This window comes from Pseudomonas sp. FP2309, from assembly GCF_030687575.1.
Taxonomy (GTDB): Bacteria; Pseudomonadota; Gammaproteobacteria; order Pseudomonadales; family Pseudomonadaceae; genus Aquipseudomonas.
This window is the reverse complement of record NZ_CP117439.1, coordinates 1,208,175-1,225,872: the sequence shown is the minus strand read 5'-3', so window position 1 is coordinate 1,225,872 and position 17,698 is coordinate 1,208,175. Positions and strand designations below refer to the sequence as shown.

General features: G+C 61.4%; 18 protein-coding genes. 6 read left to right on the top strand and 12 right to left on the bottom strand.

The features are described 5' to 3' along the window. Window positions 1–29: 29 nt before the first annotated feature. Genes PSH59_RS05450 through PSH59_RS05440 form a run of 3 tightly spaced genes read right to left on the bottom strand, consistent with a single transcriptional unit; the run spans window position 30 to window position 3,053 of the window. Window positions 30–956 carry a carboxylesterase gene (locus tag PSH59_RS05450; protein ID WP_305394497.1) on the bottom strand — a complete coding sequence of 309 codons (927 nt, stop codon included), beginning with the start codon at window positions 954–956 and terminating at the stop codon, window positions 30–32. Next, on the bottom strand, window positions 953–2,347 hold the full coding sequence (locus PSH59_RS05445) for an aspartate aminotransferase family protein (protein WP_248075642.1): 1,395 nt from the start codon (window positions 2,345–2,347) through the stop codon (window positions 953–955). The genes PSH59_RS05450 and PSH59_RS05445 overlap by 4 nt, the downstream gene beginning before the upstream one ends. After that, the gene (locus PSH59_RS05440; protein WP_248075640.1) at window positions 2,340–3,053 is read right to left on the bottom strand and encodes an MtnX-like HAD-IB family phosphatase; all 714 of its coding nucleotides are present in this window, start codon (window positions 3,051–3,053) and stop codon (window positions 2,340–2,342) included. The genes PSH59_RS05445 and PSH59_RS05440 overlap by 8 nt, the downstream gene beginning before the upstream one ends. A 227-nt stretch (window positions 3,054–3,280) precedes the next feature. Here PSH59_RS05440 and PSH59_RS05435 point away from each other — a divergent pair, with 227 nt between their 5' ends. After that, entirely contained in the window at window positions 3,281–4,036 is a 756-nt protein-coding gene (locus tag PSH59_RS05435) for a MipA/OmpV family protein (RefSeq protein ID WP_305394496.1), read from the top strand. A gap of 127 nt (window positions 4,037–4,163) precedes the next feature. Here PSH59_RS05435 and PSH59_RS05430 read toward each other — a convergent pair whose 3' ends face one another. The 5 genes from PSH59_RS05430 to PSH59_RS05410 form a co-directional block, all read right to left on the bottom strand. After that, window positions 4,164–4,568 carry an EamA family transporter gene (locus tag PSH59_RS05430; RefSeq protein ID WP_305394495.1) on the bottom strand — a complete coding sequence of 135 codons (405 nt, stop codon included), beginning with the start codon at window positions 4,566–4,568 and terminating at the stop codon, window positions 4,164–4,166. Beyond that, window positions 4,565–4,945 carry a transporter gene (locus PSH59_RS05425; RefSeq protein ID WP_248075626.1) on the bottom strand — a complete coding sequence of 127 codons (381 nt, stop codon included), beginning with the start codon at window positions 4,943–4,945 and terminating at the stop codon, window positions 4,565–4,567. Before PSH59_RS05425 ends, PSH59_RS05430 begins: the two co-directional genes overlap by 4 nt. Then, window positions 4,942–5,862 carry an arginase family protein gene (locus PSH59_RS05420; protein ID WP_248075624.1) on the bottom strand — a complete coding sequence of 307 codons (921 nt, stop codon included), beginning with the start codon at window positions 5,860–5,862 and terminating at the stop codon, window positions 4,942–4,944. The genes PSH59_RS05425 and PSH59_RS05420 overlap by 4 nt, the downstream gene beginning before the upstream one ends. Window positions 5,863–5,982: 120 nt before the next feature. Further along, on the bottom strand, window positions 5,983–6,636 hold the full coding sequence (locus tag PSH59_RS05415; protein ID WP_305394494.1) for a DsbA family oxidoreductase: 654 nt from the start codon (window positions 6,634–6,636) through the stop codon (window positions 5,983–5,985). Window positions 6,637–6,690: 54 nt separating this feature from the next. Beyond that, window positions 6,691–7,710 carry an alpha/beta fold hydrolase gene (locus PSH59_RS05410; RefSeq protein WP_305394493.1) on the bottom strand — a complete coding sequence of 340 codons (1,020 nt, stop codon included), beginning with the start codon at window positions 7,708–7,710 and terminating at the stop codon, window positions 6,691–6,693. Between the two features lie 182 nt (window positions 7,711–7,892). On the opposite strand from PSH59_RS05410, the gene metR reads away from it, so the two are divergent. Then, window positions 7,893–8,810, top strand: a complete 918-nt coding sequence (gene metR / locus PSH59_RS05405) for a LysR family transcriptional regulator (RefSeq protein WP_248075621.1) — start codon at window positions 7,893–7,895, stop codon at window positions 8,808–8,810. Between the two features lie 30 nt (window positions 8,811–8,840). Here metR and PSH59_RS05400 read toward each other — a convergent pair whose 3' ends face one another. The 3 genes from PSH59_RS05400 to PSH59_RS05390 are packed head-to-tail and all read right to left on the bottom strand — an operon-like array spanning window position 8,841 to window position 11,101. After that, window positions 8,841–9,347 carry a GNAT family N-acetyltransferase gene (locus PSH59_RS05400; protein ID WP_248075620.1) on the bottom strand — a complete coding sequence of 169 codons (507 nt, stop codon included), beginning with the start codon at window positions 9,345–9,347 and terminating at the stop codon, window positions 8,841–8,843. Next, complete coding sequence (locus tag PSH59_RS05395) at window positions 9,347–9,760, bottom strand: NUDIX domain-containing protein (protein ID WP_248075619.1); 414 nt, start codon at window positions 9,758–9,760, stop codon at window positions 9,347–9,349. The genes PSH59_RS05400 and PSH59_RS05395 overlap by 1 nt, the downstream gene beginning before the upstream one ends. A 39-nt stretch (window positions 9,761–9,799) precedes the next feature. Then, window positions 9,800–11,101 carry an HD domain-containing phosphohydrolase gene (locus tag PSH59_RS05390; protein WP_248075615.1) on the bottom strand — a complete coding sequence of 434 codons (1,302 nt, stop codon included), beginning with the start codon at window positions 11,099–11,101 and terminating at the stop codon, window positions 9,800–9,802. Window positions 11,102–11,321: 220 nt separating this feature from the next. Between PSH59_RS05390 and PSH59_RS05385 the strand changes: the two genes are divergently transcribed. From PSH59_RS05385 to PSH59_RS05370, 4 genes are read left to right on the top strand one after another with little or no spacing between them, the layout of a single operon-like run. Further along, entirely contained in the window at window positions 11,322–13,199 is a 1,878-nt protein-coding gene (locus PSH59_RS05385; RefSeq protein ID WP_248075611.1) for a bifunctional diguanylate cyclase/phosphodiesterase, read from the top strand. A 26-nt stretch (window positions 13,200–13,225) separates the two neighbouring features. Then, window positions 13,226–14,188 (top strand): cytochrome-c peroxidase, encoded by a 963-nt coding sequence (locus tag PSH59_RS05380; RefSeq protein WP_305394492.1) that lies wholly within the window; start codon window positions 13,226–13,228, stop codon window positions 14,186–14,188. Between the two features lie 10 nt (window positions 14,189–14,198). Continuing rightward, window positions 14,199–16,013 carry a DAHL domain-containing protein gene (locus tag PSH59_RS05375; protein ID WP_305394491.1) on the top strand — a complete coding sequence of 605 codons (1,815 nt, stop codon included), beginning with the start codon at window positions 14,199–14,201 and terminating at the stop codon, window positions 16,011–16,013. Next, the gene (locus PSH59_RS05370; RefSeq protein WP_305394490.1) at window positions 16,010–17,389 is read left to right on the top strand and encodes an ATP-binding protein; all 1,380 of its coding nucleotides are present in this window, start codon (window positions 16,010–16,012) and stop codon (window positions 17,387–17,389) included. Before PSH59_RS05375 ends, PSH59_RS05370 begins: the two co-directional genes overlap by 4 nt. A gap of 21 nt (window positions 17,390–17,410) precedes the next feature. Here PSH59_RS05370 and PSH59_RS05365 read toward each other — a convergent pair whose 3' ends face one another. Then, a complete protein-coding gene (locus tag PSH59_RS05365) occupies window positions 17,411–17,683 on the bottom strand; it encodes a type B 50S ribosomal protein L31 (protein WP_305394489.1) in 273 nt (90 codons plus the stop codon). Window positions 17,684–17,698: the final 15 nt, after the last annotated feature.

Here is a 17,698-nt window from a genome sequence, read left to right as displayed (position 1 = left end):
AGCCCTATTCCGGCAATGAGTTTCTCCAGCTACACCGCGATGGCAGGTTTTGGGGCGGCTTCGCAGCCCAGCGCGGGACAAGCCTGCTCAGCACCACAGCCCTGCTCATTACAGCCCTGCTCACTGCATGACACTTGCCGGCTGATGAACTCGGCACTCAGTTCAATCACCCGTCGGTATTGCAAGTCGACGGTGATCATGTGGTAGCAGTTGTCCAACAGGATCTTGGTCACCGGCCCGCCGAGGTGGCGTTCCACGTAGTCGGCGTTCCAACGACTGGTGATGTCGTCCTCGATGGAGTGCAGCACCAGGGCCGGAACCTTTATTTGCGGCATGCGCTTTTTGACCACCGCGTTCATCCAGTGCAACTCGCGCACGGTGACGCCTTCCATGGTCAGCAAGCCGGCCTCGCTGCTCTCGCCCTCTTTCATCTGGCGCTCGACGATGGCCCGCAGGCGTTCATTCTTGATGCCGTAGGGCGGCTTCTCGGTGAAACGGAACAAGCGCACGCCGAACGGAATGCGGATCAGCAGCGGCGTGATGAACGCCATCTTGCTGATGCTCCAACCGTCGTACTTCAGGGTGGTCGAATACAACAACAACCCCGCGACCTGCCCCGGATGCTCGGACGCCAAGTACATCGACATCACCGCCCCCATGGACAACCCGCCGACAAACACCTGCCCGTGGCGCCGCTTGATCTGCACGAAGGTCTTGCGCACGCCTTCGTACCAGTCCCGCCAGCCAGTGGCTTGCAGGTCGCTGTTGTCGCCGCAATGCCCGGCCAGCGTGGGCACGTACACCGAGCAATTGCCCACCTTCGCCAGGCCTTTGGCGACCTGGCGCAGTTCAGTCGGGGTGCCGGTCAGGCCGTGGATCAACAGGATCCCGACCGGACCGTCACCGAGAACGAAGCCGGCATCACCTTCACCGAGGTCGATCTCAGCGCTGTTCACCGTGTGGTCGCTCGCACCAGCAGTTGCTCGAGCAGCTTGAGCCCCAATTCTATCTCCGGGTAGCTGATTTCCAGGGACGGCGCCAGGGTGATCACGTTCTTGTAGTAGCCGCCCACGTCGAGGATCAGCCCGAGTTTGCGCCCGTCCACCAGCATGTCGCCCTTCATGCCTTCCTCGACCATATAGTCCAGGGTCGCCTTGTCCGGCGTGAAGCCATCCGGGCCACAGATTTCGCAGCGCAGCGCCAGGCCCAGGCCGTCGACGTCGCCAATGATCGGGAAGCGTTTTTGCAGGTCCTGCAGGCCTTCCAGGAAGTATTTGCCCTTGGCCATGACCATCGCGCCGTAGTCGACTTCGTTGGTCATCTTGAACATTTCCAGGCCGACCGCCGTGCCCAACGGGTTGGACGCGAAGGTGGAGTGGGTGGAGCCTGGCGGGAAGATCTTCGGGTTGATCAACTCTTCACGGGCCCAGATCCCGCCCAGTGGGTTGAGGCCGTTGGTCAGCGCCTTGCCGAACACGATCACATCCGGCTGCACATCGAAGTGTTCGATCGACCACAGCTTGCCGGTGCGGTAGAAGCCCATCTGGATTTCGTCGGACACCATCAGGATGCCGTGCTGATCGAGCACATGCTTGAGCTCGCGATAAAAGTTCATCGGCGGGATGACATAACCGCCCGTGCCCTGGATCGGCTCTACGTAAAACGCGGCGTATTCGCTCTGACCGACTTTCGGGTCCCACACGCCGTTGTATTCGGTCTCGAACAGGCGGGCGAATTGCTGCACGCAGTGGCTGCCGTATTCCTCTTTCGTCATGCCTTTGGGGCCACGGAAGTGATACGGGAACGGGATGAACTGCGCGCGCTCGCCGAAGTGGCCGTAACGACGACGGTAGCGGTAGCTGGACGTGATCGACGACGCGCCGAGGGTGCGCCCGTGGTAACCGCCTTCGAAGGCGAACATCAGGCTCTTGCCGTTGGTGGCGTTGCGCACCACTTTCAGTGAGTCCTCGATGGATTGCGAGCCGCCGACGTTGAAGTGCACGCGGCCGTCGAGGCCGAATTTGTTCTTGGCGTCCACCGCGATCATTTCCGACAGCTCGATCTTGCCCTTGTGCAGGTACTGGCTGGCGATTTGCGGCAGGGTGTCGATCTGCTGTTTCAGCGCGTTGTTCAGGCGCGGGTTGGCGTAGCCGAAGTTGACGGCCGAGTACCACATTTGCAGGTCGAGGTAGGCCTGGTCTTCGGTGTCCCACACATAGGAGCCTTCGCAACGGCTGAAAATACGCGGCGGCTCGATGTAGTGGACGGTGTCGCCGTAGGAGCAATATTTGGCTTCTTTATCCAGAAGGATCTGGTCTTCGGCAGTAGCGATGCGGATATCAGACATGATGGAAGAGTTCCTGATTTTCAATAGAGAGGTCAGCAGTCGTAAAGGAGGTGGCGTTGGCAGCAATGCTGTGCGGCAGTTGCGCGAGCAACGCCGGCAATTGGGCAAAGCTGTCGAAACGCGCATGGGGAATGCTGTGGGCGACGCAGTACTCGGCGAGGCTGCCCTTGGCGAATACAAAGTCGGCGGTTGAGGCCACGCACATGTCGGACTTGCCGTCACCGATCACCAACACGCGCTTGTTGCGCGGGGTGGATTTGCACTTGCAGTTGCCCGACGCAGCGCGGCAGGCATCGCTTGAATAAGGGAAGTCGATGCGCCAGCTGTTCTGGTCAACCTGACGCAGGCGGTTGGCGAGGATCGGCAACAGGCTCACGTAGTTGCGCGACAGAATCCGCGCGATGCCTTGCTCGATGCCGTCGCTGACGACCTCGAGGGAGGCGCCCAGGCCGATCACATGATCGACGAAGTCCGGGAAGTCCGGGTCGATCTCAACACTGTCGAAGTACGCCAGCAGCTCGGCGGGCGTAGCCTTGATCAGCGACAGCTGGCGGCTCAGGCATTCGCGGGAACCGATGTGCCCATCCAACCATTGCTGTTCGATGGTTTCCCACTCCGGCGCGGCGAAGCGTTGGAGGACGTTGTCGATGACGTCGGTGGGGGTGATGGTCCCGTCGAAGTCGCACACGATATGCCAGTCAATCATTGCGGTTACCCTGAAGGAGTGCGCTGTCTGCGCGTTCAACAGGGCTAGAGCAGGGACTGTGCCAATTGGCGCAAGCCCAGCGTGGCCGGGGTTTTTCTCGATGCGCCCAGGGGTTTTGTGTCGCAACAGCTACAATTTTTGTAGCTTGCTACAAACAAGATGAGTGCTTGCACAGGCGCGCCGGTTTGCGCGTTCATGCGCGTGTATTCACTCAAGGAACTGTGACCATGTTGCGGATCACATGCGCTGCACTGGCCGGCTTACTGAGCCTCACCGCGCAGGCCCAAGGCATCACCGGCGACGTCGGCGCAGGCGTCAGCTACCAACCTCATGACCCGACCGGCAGCCGCTATGAAACCCGGCCGGTGCCCTATCTCGATCTGGACTGGGGTGCTGTGAGCCTGGGCACCGACGACGGCTTGGCGTGGAGCGCGCTGAACACCCACGGCTTGAGCGCCGGGCCGTACATCAATTACCTGCAGGGCCGCACCTCCAACGGCTCATTGCAGGGGCTGCGCAATGTGTCGGACATGGCCGAGGTCGGGGGGTTTATCCAGTACGCTCCGGCTGACTTCTGGCGCGTCTATGCACAGCTGGGCCAGGCGGTCGGCGGTGGTCACGCGCAGAGCGGTGCGCTGGGCAAAATCGGCGGCGAGCTGGGCTACCCGCTGGGCGGCGGCGTCATCGGCAGCAGCGGCCTGGTGGCGCATTTTGCCGATGCACGCCAGACCCAGACGTTTTTCGGGGTGGATGACCACGAGGCGGCCGCCACCGGTTTCAAGCCCTACAACGCCAGCGGCGGGTTTCAGAACGTGACGCTGAGCCAGAGTTTCCAGTTGCCCCTGGCACCCCACTGGTCGTTGCTGACCAGTGCCAGCTGGGTGCATCTGGTGGGCTCGGCGGCGAACAGCAGCATCGTCAAACAGGCCGGTGACGTGAACCAGGGCCAGGTGCAGACGGCGATCAGCTACACCTTCGACTAACTCACACGGGTCCTGATCGTTCCCACGCTCCGCGTGGGAATGCAGCCAGTGGACGCTCCGCGTCCCAAAGCGTGACGCAGAGCGTCACAAGAGGCATTCCCACGCGAAGTGGGAACGATCCAGTCGGTCAGTTCTCTTCACCTTCGGCCAACAGCGCAATCCCGCCAATAATCACCGCGACTCCCACCCAGTGCAGCGCGCTGATATGTTCCCCCAGCCCCAGCCACGACCCCAGCAGCACCACCACGAACACCAGCGAACTGAGCGGAAACGCCAGGGACAGACTGCTGCGCCGCAGGATCAGCATCCACACGAAGAAAGCCCCGATATAGCAGGCAATCGCCGCCAGGATCGCCGGGTTATGCGCCACATCGGCCAGCCATGACCAGCCGAAATCCATCTGCCCCACCTGGTCACCGGCCACCTTGGTGAACAACTGCCCGGCGCTCTCGGTACAGATCAGCAAGGCCCACAGCACCACGGTACCCAGGCGCTCATGCAACCAACCCGCATTGATCGTTTGCGTCTTCATGCCTGACTCCCTGCAATTGCCACCAACATCACGCCAAGGGTAATCACCAACGTACCCAGCCAGCGACGCCGGCTGACGGTTTCCCCCAGCACCACTTTGCCCACCAGCACCACCCCGCAATAGGCCAGCGCCGCAGCCGGAAACAACAGGCTCAACGGCGCACGGGACAAGGCTTCGAGCCAGACGAAAAACTCGATGACGTAGGCCCCGATACCCGCCCACAACAACGGCGCATTGAACACCTGGCCCCAGAACGCACTCAGGCGAAAGCCACCGTCCAGTTCAGGCAAGCGGTCCAGGCCGAGCTTGAAACACAACTGGCCGATCACATCGAGCACGATGGAAAACGCCACCAGCAACACCACGGTCAGGCTCACGGGAACAGCTCCTCAAACAGCTCGATCAAGGCTTCATTGGTGGCGGCATTGCGCTGCAAATCTTCAGGGTTCCAGCGCTCCGGCGGCGGCTGGTCGGACTTGGCTTCCCAGCGTTTGAAGGCGTTGCTGAACGCCGGCGCGGCGAACTCGCCGCACACATCGATGCCGATGATGCGCTTGCGCGCCGCCAACGCCCGCAGGGCTTGCAGCAGATGGCTCAGGCGCATACCGCCCTGGTCCCAATTGGTGGCCGCGTCTTCGCTGGCCAGGACGTCTTTGTCGACAGTGATCCAGATCGCCTCGGTAGGCAGGCTGGTGATCATCTGCTCAAGAAACGCCGTCCAGTCCAACTCCGCCAGATTGCGCCAGTGCAGGTAGTTTTCCTGCTGCTGGTGACCGGCGCCATCGCCGACCCTTCCCCACACTTTCGACGGCGGGTGCTGCCACGGAAACAGCTGCAAATGCCCGCGCTTGAGGGCACTCAGGTTGCCGCCGCGCAGTTGCGGGTTATGCAGATCGTCGCTGCATGGCCCGAGCGTGACGATGCGTTTGATCGCCGGCATTTTCAGCGCGCGGTTGACCCACGAGCCACAGTGGCGCTTGGGCGCAAAGCGCACCCAGTCCGGGTGGTTATCGAAGTGGATCAGGCTGATGGGCTCTTTGAGGTCGGCGAGGAACGCAGGCGTGAGATGGTGATAATCGCCGGAGCCGACAAACAGGATTTCCGGCCGCGCGTCCGTGGGCCGTGGCCGTTTGGCCAGGCGCTCGGCGAAGCGCTTCCAGGTTTTCTCGGTGGACCACAGGCGCAATTTGGGGCCCAGGTCCAACAGGTCGATGCGGGTGGCACGGCCACTGGCCAAGCGCCGCGCAATCGGCGCCTGAGCCGTGAGGCTGTGGTCGAGATCAAGGATATTCAAGGTAATGTTTCACCCCTAATGGCAGCGCCCATCCGCAGACCGGATGGGCTTTAGGGGGTCAATGCAAGGGCCGGGCCAGGGGTTGCTTGGGGACGATGAGGGGGCAGTGTGTGAGCGGGGTCAGGATTTCGCTTCGTTGATGATCTGACGAATCGCACCGACAAACGCTTCGGCCGGCTGGCCGCCGCTCACGGCGTACTGATCGTTGAACACAATGGTCGGCACCGAACTCACGCCACGGGAGACCCACAGCTGCTCTTGCTCACGCACTTGAGCGGCGTATTCATCGCTGGCGAGAATTTCGGCGGCGCGCTTGATGTCCAGGCCCACGCCCTCGGCGATCATCGCCAGGGTGGCGTGGTCGGAGGGGTCCTGGCCATCGCTGAAGTAAGCCTTGAACAGCGCTTCCTTGAGGTTGTACTGCAAGCCCTCCAAACCGGCCCAATGCAGCAGGCGGTGGGCATCGAAGGTGTTGTAGATACGGCTTTGTCCGTCAGTGCGAAAGGCAAATCCCAGCGCCGCGCCCATGTCGCGGATGCGCGCACGGGTGGCCTGGGACTCTTCGGCGCTCGATCCGTACTTTTCAGTGATGTGTTCGACGATATTCTGACCGATGGCGGGCATGTTCGGGTTCAGTTCGAACGGCTGGAAATGGATCTCGGCCTGCACCTCGGCACCCAGTTGGTCGAGGGCTTCGGTCAGGCCACGCAGGCCGATAATGCACCAGGGGCACGACACGTCGCTGACGAAATCGATTTTCAGGGGAGTACTCATGACAGGCAACCTCGTTAGCAGTAATACGCCGCAAAGGCTGCACGATACACCACCTCACAACAGCTTCGCAGGCGCCACCTGATCAATCTGCGCCCAATGGGCCGTGTCTTCGCGATGGGCTTGCAGGTACGGCAGCACCGCGGTCAGCAGCGGCGCCTTGAAAGCTTCCTGGAAACGATGGGCCATGCCGGGAATCAGCTTCAATTGGCTGCCCTGGATATGCGCCGCCAAGTGCACGCCATGCATCACCGGCAACAACGGGTCGGCGGTGCCGTGCACGACCAGCGTCGGCACGCGCAACTGGTTCAGCAAGGGCACGCGGCTCGGCTCGGCAAGGATCGCCATGATCTGACGTTTCACGCCTTCGGGGTTGAAGGCGCGGTCGTAGGACAGCGCCGCCTGGTGCAGCAAGGCCTGGCGGTCGTCCTTCACATTCGGGCTGCCCAATGCGGCCAGCAAGTCGGCCTGTTGTTCCAAGGCCACTTCACGGTTGGGCGCGCCGCGCCGCGACAGCAACTGGACCAGCGCCGCGTTCGGCGCCGGCAGGCCTTCGGCACCGGAGCTGGTCATGATCAGGGTCAGGCTCTCCACCCGCTGCGGCGCCATGGCCGCCAGGTGCTGGGCGATCATGCCGCCCATGCTCGCACCCAGGACGTGGAACTGCCGGACCTGCAACGCGTCCATCAGCCCGAGCGCGTCGTCCGCCATATCGGTCAGGGTATAGGGTGCCGCCACCGGCAAACCGAGTTTGTAGCGCAGCACTTCAAACGTGAGGTTGGCGTTGGCCGGGGCCTGACGCCAGGTGGACAGGCCCACGTCACGGTTGTCGTAGCGAATCACCCGAAAGCCTTGCTGGCACAACGCAACGACCACTTCGTCCGGCCAATGGATCAACTGCCCGCCCAGGCCCATCACCAGCAGCAAGGCGGGGTCGGAGGCACGGCCGATACTCTGGTAGGCGATGCTCACCGTTTCCAGGTCGACCGTTTGGGTCGGGACATTGACATCACATCGAGAAGCCGCAAAAGACGGCAGGCCGAACAAGAAAGCGGCCAGTAAAAGCAACACGCGCATGAAAAACACCGAAACGCAGAACCCCAGTAGAGCGCGAGTCTGATGAAGTTTGTTCAAGCGCGCTGCCACAGTTCCATGACAGTTTGATGAAGAGTGCCGGGTGGTCACTGTCGACAGGCTTTGCAACATGAGACAAACTCACGCCATTCGAATTCTTCACAAATTGTCTTCATGGAGAGCCCGTGCTCGAAATCCGTCACCTCAAGACCCTGCACGCGCTGCGTGAGTCCGACAGCCTAGTGGAAGCCGCCGAGCGTCTGCACCTGACGCAATCGGCACTGTCCCATCAGTTCAAAGAGCTGGAAGAACGCCTGGGCATGCCGTTGTTCGTGCGCAAGACCAAGCCGCTGCGCTTTACCAGCGCCGGGTTGCGCCTGCTGCAACTGGCCGACGCCACCCTGCCCTTGCTGCGCGGCGCCGAGCGCGATATTGCACGGTTGGCCGGCGGCACCGCAGGGCGTTTGCACATGGCCATCGAGTGCCACAGTTGCTTTCAGTGGCTGATGCCGACCATCGACCAGTTCCGTGACGCCTGGCCCGAGGTCGAGCTGGACCTGGCCTCAGGTTTCGCTTTCGCCCCCCTGCCGGCGCTGGCCCGTGGTGACCTGGACCTGGTGGTGACCTCCGACCCGCTGGAGCTGCCGGGCATCACCTATGTGCCGCTGTTCACCTACGAAGCCATGCTGGCCGTGGCCAATCAGCATGCGCTGGCGAACAAATCCTACATCGTGCCCGAAGACCTGCTGACCGAAACCCTGATCACTTACCCGGTGGAGCGTGACCGCCTGGACATTTTCACCCGTTTCCTGGAACCCGCCGACGTGGAACCGGCCCAGGTGCGCACCTCGGAACTCACAGTGATGATGATGCAACTGGTGGCCAGCGGTCGTGGCGTGTGTGGCATGCCCCATTGGGCGCTGCATGAATACAGCTCGCGCGGCTACGTGAAAGCCAAGCGCCTGGGTGAGAAAGGGTTGTTTGCGACCCTGTATGCGGGGATCCGCGCGGACATGCTGGATGCGCCATATATGCGCGACTTTTTGCTCACGGCCAAAGACACGTCGTTCTCGACCCTGGATGGCGTGAGTGCGGTGCGCTGATTTTTCGCGCCCCGCTTGCGTGGCGCACTCTCAGTCGCCCTTGAGTTCGCGCCACATGTGGATCTTGTCGAAATACTCAATGCCGACCCGCACGGCCAAAGGCTCCAGGCCATATTGGATAAAACCGCAGCGCTGGTACAACGCGAACGCAGCGTCGTTGCCGGCGGTGACGGTCAGTTGAATGACCTTGAGGCGCGGGTGCTGGCGCGCATCCGCGAGCGCCGCCTCCACCAACCGACGGCCCAGGCCTTGTTGCTGATAGGCCGCGTTCACGTACATGCCGAACAACGTCACCTTGTGCCGGGCCTTTTCCCGTGGCTCGAAGGCCAGGCCGACAATGCCCGTCAGTTGATCACCGGCAAATGCGCCGAGCAGTCGGTCCAGCGGGTTGTCCAGGCGCTTTTCCCACCAGCTCAAGGGCAATGACGCGCGCTCGGCCACGCTGGAGGTGAAGGCTTGCGGGTACACCCCATACGCCTCCAGCATCAATGCCCGATACGCCTGCGCGTCACTGGCCGCCAACCCGCGTATGAGCATCAGGCCGGGATCGCCAGGGACGAGCGATAGAACGGCAGGATCAGGTCACGCGTCAGCGGCGCCAAATGCAGGCCGCCATCACCCGTCGGGTCGATCCAGCGTATCTCTTCGATCTCGGCGGCGGGGCTCACCTGCACGTCGACCTGAACCTTGAACAACTCGGCGTGCACGGTAAACCCTGGCTCATTGGCCGCCGGTGCCGAAAACTGGCCCAGGTAAACGGCGTGCTCAGGGTCAACCTGCAGGTTCAGCTCTTCGTACAGTTCGCGGGCCAGAGCCTGCGCAGGTTGTTCGCCGGCGTCGATCTTGCCGCCCGGTTGCATAAACGCCTGAGTGCCGCGCTTGCGCACCAGCAGGGTCTGGCCGGCGCCATTGATAAGCAGTGCAGCGGCGATACGGATAGTCATGGGCATCGAGTAAAAGACTTCAATTGAACAATAAGGGAGCACGGCTCACGCCTCGTCCGGTTCCTTGATAAAGACGCTGTACTTGGCGCCTTCCATCGCTTCGAACGCGATCAGCTTGTCCACCAGTGGCAGGTTCAACACCTTGCCGGCGTTAAGCAGCAACATGCCGTTATCGGCGTTGAGGTTGCGCGCCAGGACCATGCCATCGGCCAGCTCACGGGTGCTCAACACTTTGACGGTAGGGTCGCCCAGGGTCACATCACTGAGAAACGCCGCACAGGCCTGGACGAAGTCATCGATCAGTTCCGGGTCGTACAGGCGCCCGGCGTATTTACGGATGTATAACAGCGCTTCATCACTGTTCAAATGCCGTTCGAGAATCAAGCCTTTCTGCAACTCGATGAAATCCACTGCCAGTTTCAGCAGGCGTGAACCGAACGGAATCGCGTCGCCCTTGAGGTGGTCGGGGAACCCGCTGCCATCCCAGCGCTCCTGGTGATGGCGAATAATGCGCGCCGCATCCTTCATCGGTTCCAGAGTCATCAACAGCGATTCGCTCTGGGTCGGGTAGCCACGATAGCGTTCGCGATCGGTGCTGTGCAGCTTGTCGGCCGGCTCGACCAACATACTGTCGCTCCAGCTCAGCTTGCCGATGTTGTACAACGCGGCCGCCATGGCCAGGTCGCGCGAACTGGCTTCGTCGATACCCTGGGCAGCGCAATACACGCGCACCAACTCGATCAACGGGCGGTTGGTCTGTTTCGCTTTGGGCAGGCGCAGGTTGGCCAGCAGCGAAAACACCTCGGTACCGGTCACGTAGCTGCGTTTGAGCTCGTCGTAGGCCAGATCGAGCATGTCGGCGGTCTGTTGCAGCTCACTGGTGCGCGCCGCCACGCGCTTTTCCAGGGTAGCGTTCAACAGCTTGAGCTGATCGTTCTGTTCGTGGGTCAGGCGTTCCAGACGCTGGTGTTCCAGGGCCTGTTGCAGGATCAGCTTGAGTTCGTCGTCGTTCCAGGGCTTGGCGATATAACGGTGGATCTGCCCTTCGTTGATCGCCTTGATGATCGTCGGCAGGTCGGCGTAACCGGTGAGCAGAATGCGGCTGGTGGCGGGATACAGCCGATGGACCTCGGCCAGCAACTGCGCGCCATCCATGCCGGGCATGCGCGCGTCGCTCATCACCAGGTCGATGGGCTGGGCGGCCATGATCTCCAGGGCCTGGGCACCGCCGCCGGCCAGCACCACATCAAAGGGCTGGCCGCGCAACAGACGGCGCAGGCTGTTGAGAATCGACTCTTCATCGTCGACCAACAGGACAGTGGGTTTCGTCGCGAGTGGTTCATCCATGCTTGCTGCGCCTTCACATTGAACTGAGTTGAGCTGAATCGCTCCCTTGTGCCAAGCCGTCTTCCCTCGCTTTTGGCGCGGGGTTGATTTGACGCCAACTGGCCGACGATTTCAAGGGAGCTCAGCTATGCTGTCATAACCGCTCAGCGCCCTCGCCCTGAGGTCGAACCAGGGAAGGAGTCGTGATGCCGTCGGACCTTTTGCTGTTGGGAGGCGCGCCATGAACCCGGATTCAACGCGGGCCAACCGTCGGATCCTGATCGTCGATGACACGGCGTCTATCCATGAGGACTTCCGCAAGATCCTGGGCGCCGATACTGCGGGCGCACCGTCACTGGACAGCCTCGAAGCCACCCTGTTCGGCGCCACCGCTGCCCCGCCGCGCCAAGCATTCGTACTTGACTCCGCCTACCAGGGCCAGGAAGCCCTCGCCCTGGTGAACCAGGCACTGGCCGCCAACGCGCCCTATGCACTGGTGTTTATCGACATGCGCATGCCGCCCGGCTGGGATGGCCTGCAAACCATCGAAGCGCTGTGGAACGTCGACCCCAACCTGCAAATCGCGCTATGCACCGCCTATTCGGACTACTCCTTCGAAGCCATCGAAGCCAGGTTGAAATACAACGACCAGTTGCTGATCCTGAAAAAGCCCTTCGACCCGTTGGAAATCCGCCAGATGGCCAGCGCCCTGACCTGGAAGTGGCAGCTCGCCCAGGACGCCGCGCTCAAGGTCATTAACCTTGAGCGCACCATCGAAGAACGTGTGCAGGAGCTGCTCAAGGTCTCGCACCTGCTGCAATACGACGCCCTCACCCAGTTGCCCAACAGCACGCTGCTGGGCGATCGGCTGACCCAGGCAATTGCCCTGGGCCGGCGCCATGACACCCAGCTGGCAGTGATGTTTATCGGCCTCGACCGCTTTAAACGCGTCAACAACGCATTGGGCTACCCGGCGGGGGACGACGTGCTGCAACAGGTCAGCCAGAGCCTGACGGCGGCGGTACGTGAGTCCGACTCGGTGTTTCGCTATGGCTCCGACGAGTTCGTGGTGCTGCTCAACGATGTGCAACACCCCCAGCAAACCCAACACATCGCCCACAAACTGCTCAAGGCCATCAGCGCCACCCGGCATGTCGCGGGGCATGACCTGAGCATCACCGCCAGCCTGGGCATCAGTATTTGCCCCAACGACAGCGGTACCGCGGTGGAGTTGATCAAGCACGCGGAAACCGCCATGCACACCAGTAAAGAGCGCGGCCCGGACGGCTTCAGTTTTTATACCCACGACATGAACTTGCGCGCCCAACACCAGCAAAACCTGGAAAGTGCTATCCGCCATGCCCTGGAGCGTAATGAGTTCGTGCTGCATTACCAGCCCAAACTGGAGCTCAAATCCGGAAAAATCGTCGGTGCCGAGGCGCTGATACGCTGGTTCCGGCCGCGCGTGGGTTGGGTGAGCCCGGCCGATTTCATTCCCGTGGCTGAAGACAGCGGGCTGATCGTGCCGTTGACCCAGTGGGTGCTGCGCCATGCCTGTGAGCAGGCACAGATCTGGCGTGTCATGGGCCTGCCGACACTGTGTGTGTCGGTCAACATCTCGGCCATCGACTTTCGTCAACGGGACTTTGTCGACAAGCTGACAGCGATCCTTAAGCAAACCGGTCTGCCACCCGCCCAGCTGGAGCTGGAAATCACCGAAAGCGTGCTGATGCAGAACGTCGACGAGACCGTCGAAACGCTGCAGAGGGTCAAGGCCATGGGCATACGCCTGGCCCTGGATGATTTCGGCACAGGCTACTCAAGCCTCAGCTACCTGCGACGCTTCCCGATCGATGTGCTGAAAATCGACCAGTCCTTTGTGCGCGGGCTGAACGCCAACAGTCAGGACGCCCAGTTGATCAGCGCAATTATCGGCATGGGCAAGAGCCTCGAACTCACGATTATCGCCGAGGGCGTGGAAACCGCCGAGCAGCTGGATTTCCTCAGAGCCCAGAACTGCGAGGAGGGCCAGGGGTTTCTGTTCAGCAAGGCCGTACCGGCAAAAGATTTCGCCCAACTGCTGCAGGTGGGCTGCGCCATGCCGATAACCCGTCTATAGCCCACCCGCCAGCAAGGAGTGCTCGCTTGAGTGACGTCTCAATTTACGCTTTCGGCCTGGTCCTCGCCTTGGGGCTCGGTCAACCGCTGATCGCCGCACCGCTGAACGAGGCGCTCAAACCCTTGCCGGCGGTTCCGGCGTTGGATGCGGCCAAGGTCGAGCTGGGCCGCAAGTTGTTCAATGAGCCGCGCCTGTCGGCCAATAACACCTTGTCCTGCGCCAGTTGCCATCGCCTGGCAACGGGCGGCGCCGACGACAAACCCTTCTCCCTCGGCGTCGACGGCAAGCCGGTGCAGATCAATACGCCGTCGGTGTTCAACGCCAGCCTGAACTTCAAGCAGTTCTGGGACGGCCGCGCAGAGACCCTGGAAAAGCAGATCGAGCACGTGGTCATCAGTCCGGTGGAAATGGGCAGCGACTGGCACACCGTGGTGCGAAACCTCACCGACCTGCCCCTCTACCAGCGCGCCTTCAGCGAGGCCTACCCCGACGGTGTCACCGCAGCCAATGTGCAAAACGCCCTGGCGACCTATGAGCGCACGCTGCTCACACCAAACTCGCGCTTCGACCAATACCTCTCGGGCAATACCGACATCCTCACGATCCAGGAAAAATACGGCTACCAGCGCTTCAAGGATTACGGCTGCATCGCCTGTCACCAGGGCATCAACATCGGCGGCAATATGTTCCAGAAATTCGGCGTCATGGGCGACTACTTCAAGGCGCGCGGCAATGAAGTCGAATCGGACCTCGGGCGCTACCTGCTGACCAAGGATGAGGACGACCGCCATGTGTTCAAGGTGCCGAGCCTGCGCAATGTGGCCGTCACTGCGCCGTATTTCCACGATGCCTCGGCAAAGACCCTGGCTGAAGCCGTCGATGTGATGTTCAAGTACCAGTTGGGACGCAACCCCTCCCAGGAAGACAAAGACCTGATCATCCTGTTTCTCCAGACCCTGACCGGCGAATGGGCGGGCAAGCCACTATGAGCACACCGTCATGACCCTCAACCGCCGTCGCACCAGCCAAGTGTCGCTGGGCCTGATCGCCATGTTGCTGGCCTCGACACTGGTGTTTCTGTACCTCAAGTCCTCCAGCGACCAGACGGCCAGCTACACCCAGTCACGGGACCTGATCCGTCAGTTGCAGCAGCTCAATGCGCAATGGGACAGCGAAGTGCTCAAGGCACGTATCGCCATCACCCACAACTACGACCCGCTGGTTACACCGCTGGCGGAAATGACCCGGCTCTGGGCCGAACTGGACGACCGCAAGACCTACCACAGCCCCCAGGACCTGAATGCCTGGCAAGCCAACCAGGAGGCATATCAAACCGCGATCCAGGAAAAGGCCCGGTTGGTGGACCAGTTCAAATCCCACAACGCGGTGCTGCGCAACTCGCTGGCCTTTCTACCGACGGCAGAAGATGACATCCAGGCCGAGTTCAACCGCCTCAATGACGAAGGCCGCCTGCAATTGCACGGTGTCGCCATCGACACCTATGACCTGCTGCTCAGCAGCCTGGAATTCGCCCAGGTCACCAGTGACGAGCGCGCCGCCGATATCCTCGTGGGCCTGGGCAAACTGGCGATCAACAAGGAACGCCTGCCCATCGAGTTCCAGGCCCCGGTGGAGATCCTCAGCAATCACATCTCGCTGATTCTGCGCGAACAACCTGTGGTCAACAGCCTGCTCGAACGGATCGCGGCAGTGCCCGTGTCCGAGCGCCTGGACGACCTGACCAGCCACCTGGACCAGGACCAGCAAGCGGCCGACATGATCGAGCATCGATACCACCGCTACCTGCTGATTTTCTCGACCTTGCTGGTGGTGCTGTTGCTGTACCTGGCAGTGAGCCTGCTGCGCAGCTTTGCCGAGATCAACCGGGTCAACCGTGCTTTGCAGGCCGCCAACGAAACCCTGGAGCAGCGGGTGGAGCGGCGCACCCGGCAGCTCAAGGATGCGCAAAGCGAGCTGCTGGACAGCGCGCGCCAGGCCGGCATGGCGGAGATCGCCACCAACGTGCTGCATAACGTCGGCAACGTGCTCAACAGCGTGAACATTTCCGCCGAGCTGGTCACCCGCAAACTGCGCGGCAGCAAAGCGCTGGGCCTGGGCAAGGCCATGCAACTGATCAACGAGCATCAGAGTGACCTGGGGACCTTTCTCACCGAGGATGAAAAAGGCAAGTTGCTGCCTGGCTACCTCAACCAATTGGTCGAAGCGATTGCCGTCGAACAGCAAGGCATGGCCGACGAACTGGCGCAATTGAGCAAAAGCGTCGACCACATCAAAGACATCGTTTCCACCCAGCAATCCTATGCCGGCGCGTCCGCGCTCAAGGAGCCGGTGCACATCAGCGCACTGATGGAAGACGCGCTGCGCATGAACGCCGGCGCATTGAGCCGCCACAACGTCACGGTGGTCAAGGAGTACGGGCAGGTGCCGGAAGTGCTCGCGGACAAACACCGCTTGCTGCTGATCATGGTCAACTTGATCAGCAACGCCAAATACGCCATGTCCAACCTCAGCGACCGGCCACGGCAGATGACCTTGCGCGTGCAAACGCTGGAAGACAACACCTTGCAGATCAGCGTGAAGGACGAGGGCGAAGGCATCCCGGCCGAGAATATGACCCGCATTTTTACCCACGGCTTTACCACCCGCAAAGAAGGGCACGGCTTTGGCCTGCACAGCTGCGCATTGGCCGCCGTGGAAATGAATGGCCAGCTCAGCGCCCACAGCGATGGGCCAGGCCAAGGCGCGATATTCACCTTGACGATGCCCCTCACCCTTGCCGGAAGCCCCGCATGAACCAACCTCCCAACCGGCGTATCCTGCTGATCGACGACACCCCGTCGATCCATGACGACTTCCGCAAAATCCTCACCCCCGTGGTTGAATCGAACCAGGCGCTGGATGATATGGAGGCGGCACTGTTTGGCGATACCAGCGCCCCCACCGCTCAAGCCTTTGAGCTGCACTCGGCCTATGGCGGCGAAGAGGGCCTGCAGTTGCTCACCACCGCCATGACCGAGCAACGCCCTTACGCGTTGGCCTTCGTCGACATGCGCATGCCCCAGGGCTGGGACGGTGCCAGGACCATCGAAGCGCTATGGAAGGTCGACCCGGGCCTGCAAGTGGTGGTGTGCACCGCGTACTCGGATTATTCCTGGGATGACCTGCTGCATCGCCTGCACGGCTATGACCGTTTGCTGATCCTGAAAAAACCGTTCGACAACATCGAAGTTCAACAGATGGCCAACACCCTGGCCAACAAATGGGACATGGCGCGCCGCGCCTCCCTGCAAACCATTCACCTGGAGCAATTGGTGGAGCAACGCACCCAGGCGCTGCAAGTGGAAATCAACGAGCGCAAGCACCTGGAAAGCCAACTGGTGCAGTCGGAAAAACTCGCATCCCTGGGGCAACTGGCAGCGGGCGTGGCCCATGAGATCAATAACCCGGTGGGGTTTATCTCGTCCAACCTCAGCAGCCTCGACGGCTACTTCAGCCAGTTGCAAAAAATGCTGGATGCCTACCGGCAGGCCGAGGATAGCCTCGCACCGGGCGAGCAACGTGATCAGCTCAAGGCCTTGCGCAACGAGCTGGAGGTGGACTTTCTCAAGGACGACATTCCGGTGCTGATCCGCGAATCCAAGGACGGCATCGGCCGCGTGGCGCAGATCGTCAAGGACCTGAAAAACTTCTCGCGCGTGGACAACGGCCAGACCTGGCAGTTTGCCAACCTGCAACAAGGCATCGATTCGACGCTGAACATCGTCGCCAGCGAACTCAAGTACAAGGCCGATGTGGTGAAAAACTATGCACCGTTGCCGGACATCGAGTGCCTGGCATCGCAGCTCAATCAGGTGGTGATGAACCTGGTGATCAACGCCGCCCAGGCCATGGGCCCGGAGCGCGGCACCATCACCATCAGCAATGGCGTGGAGGGCGAAAACATTTGGCTGGAAATCGCGGACGACGGCTGCGGAATAAGCCCGGAGACCGTGAAGAACATCTTCGATCCGTTCTTCACCACCAAACCGGTGGGCGAAGGAACAGGGCTGGGGTTGTCGCTCTCCTACGGCATTATCAAGAAACACCGTGGCGATATTTCCGTGAGCAGTGAGCTGGGCAAGGGCACGAAATTTCGCGTGGTGTTGCCGATTCGGCAGACGGCGGCGTAGGACACGCCGCCGCAGTCATGCTCATGCGTCGGCTTTTTTCGGGCTGGAACCAAACGCCGCAAAACGCTTGTTGAACCCGGCAATCCGCCCTTCGGCCTGAGTCTTGCGCTGCTGGCCGGTGTAGATCGGGTGCGACGCGCTGGACACGTCCAGCGGGATGTAAGGGTAGGTGTTGCCATCGCTGTGTTTATGGGTGCGATCGCTGTCGGCGGTGGAGCCGATCAGGAAAAACACATCGGCGGCGGTGTCATGGAACAGCACGGTGCGGTAGTCGGGATGGATACCAGCTTTCATAGGGCCTCCGGGGCA

Excerpts from the sequence above, each read along its gene's own strand:
- PSH59_RS05445 (WP_248075642.1), bottom strand. The coding sequence starts at position 2,347 with ATGTCTGATATCCGCATCGCTACTGCCGAAGACCAGATCCTTCTGGAT.
- PSH59_RS05440 (WP_248075640.1), bottom strand. The coding sequence starts at position 3,053 with ATGATTGACTGGCATATCGTGTGCGACTTCGACGGGACCATCACCCCC.
- PSH59_RS05435 (WP_305394496.1), top strand. The coding sequence starts at position 3,281 with ATGTTGCGGATCACATGCGCTGCACTGGCCGGCTTACTGAGCCTCACC.
- PSH59_RS05430 (WP_305394495.1), bottom strand. The coding sequence starts at position 4,568 with ATGAAGACGCAAACGATCAATGCGGGTTGGTTGCATGAGCGCCTGGGT.
- PSH59_RS05415 (WP_305394494.1), bottom strand. The coding sequence starts at position 6,636 with ATGAGTACTCCCCTGAAAATCGATTTCGTCAGCGACGTGTCGTGCCCC.
- PSH59_RS05410 (WP_305394493.1), bottom strand. The coding sequence starts at position 7,710 with ATGCGCGTGTTGCTTTTACTGGCCGCTTTCTTGTTCGGCCTGCCGTCT.
- PSH59_RS05400 (WP_248075620.1), bottom strand. The coding sequence starts at position 9,347 with ATGCTCATACGCGGGTTGGCGGCCAGTGACGCGCAGGCGTATCGGGCA.
- PSH59_RS05395 (WP_248075619.1), bottom strand. The coding sequence starts at position 9,760 with ATGCCCATGACTATCCGTATCGCCGCTGCACTGCTTATCAATGGCGCC.
- PSH59_RS05390 (WP_248075615.1), bottom strand. The coding sequence starts at position 11,101 with ATGGATGAACCACTCGCGACGAAACCCACTGTCCTGTTGGTCGACGAT.
- PSH59_RS05385 (WP_248075611.1), top strand. The coding sequence starts at position 11,322 with ATGAACCCGGATTCAACGCGGGCCAACCGTCGGATCCTGATCGTCGAT.
- PSH59_RS05375 (WP_305394491.1), top strand. The coding sequence starts at position 14,199 with ATGACCCTCAACCGCCGTCGCACCAGCCAAGTGTCGCTGGGCCTGATC.
- PSH59_RS05370 (WP_305394490.1), top strand. The coding sequence starts at position 16,010 with ATGAACCAACCTCCCAACCGGCGTATCCTGCTGATCGACGACACCCCG.
- PSH59_RS05365 (WP_305394489.1), bottom strand. The coding sequence starts at position 17,683 with ATGAAAGCTGGTATCCATCCCGACTACCGCACCGTGCTGTTCCATGAC.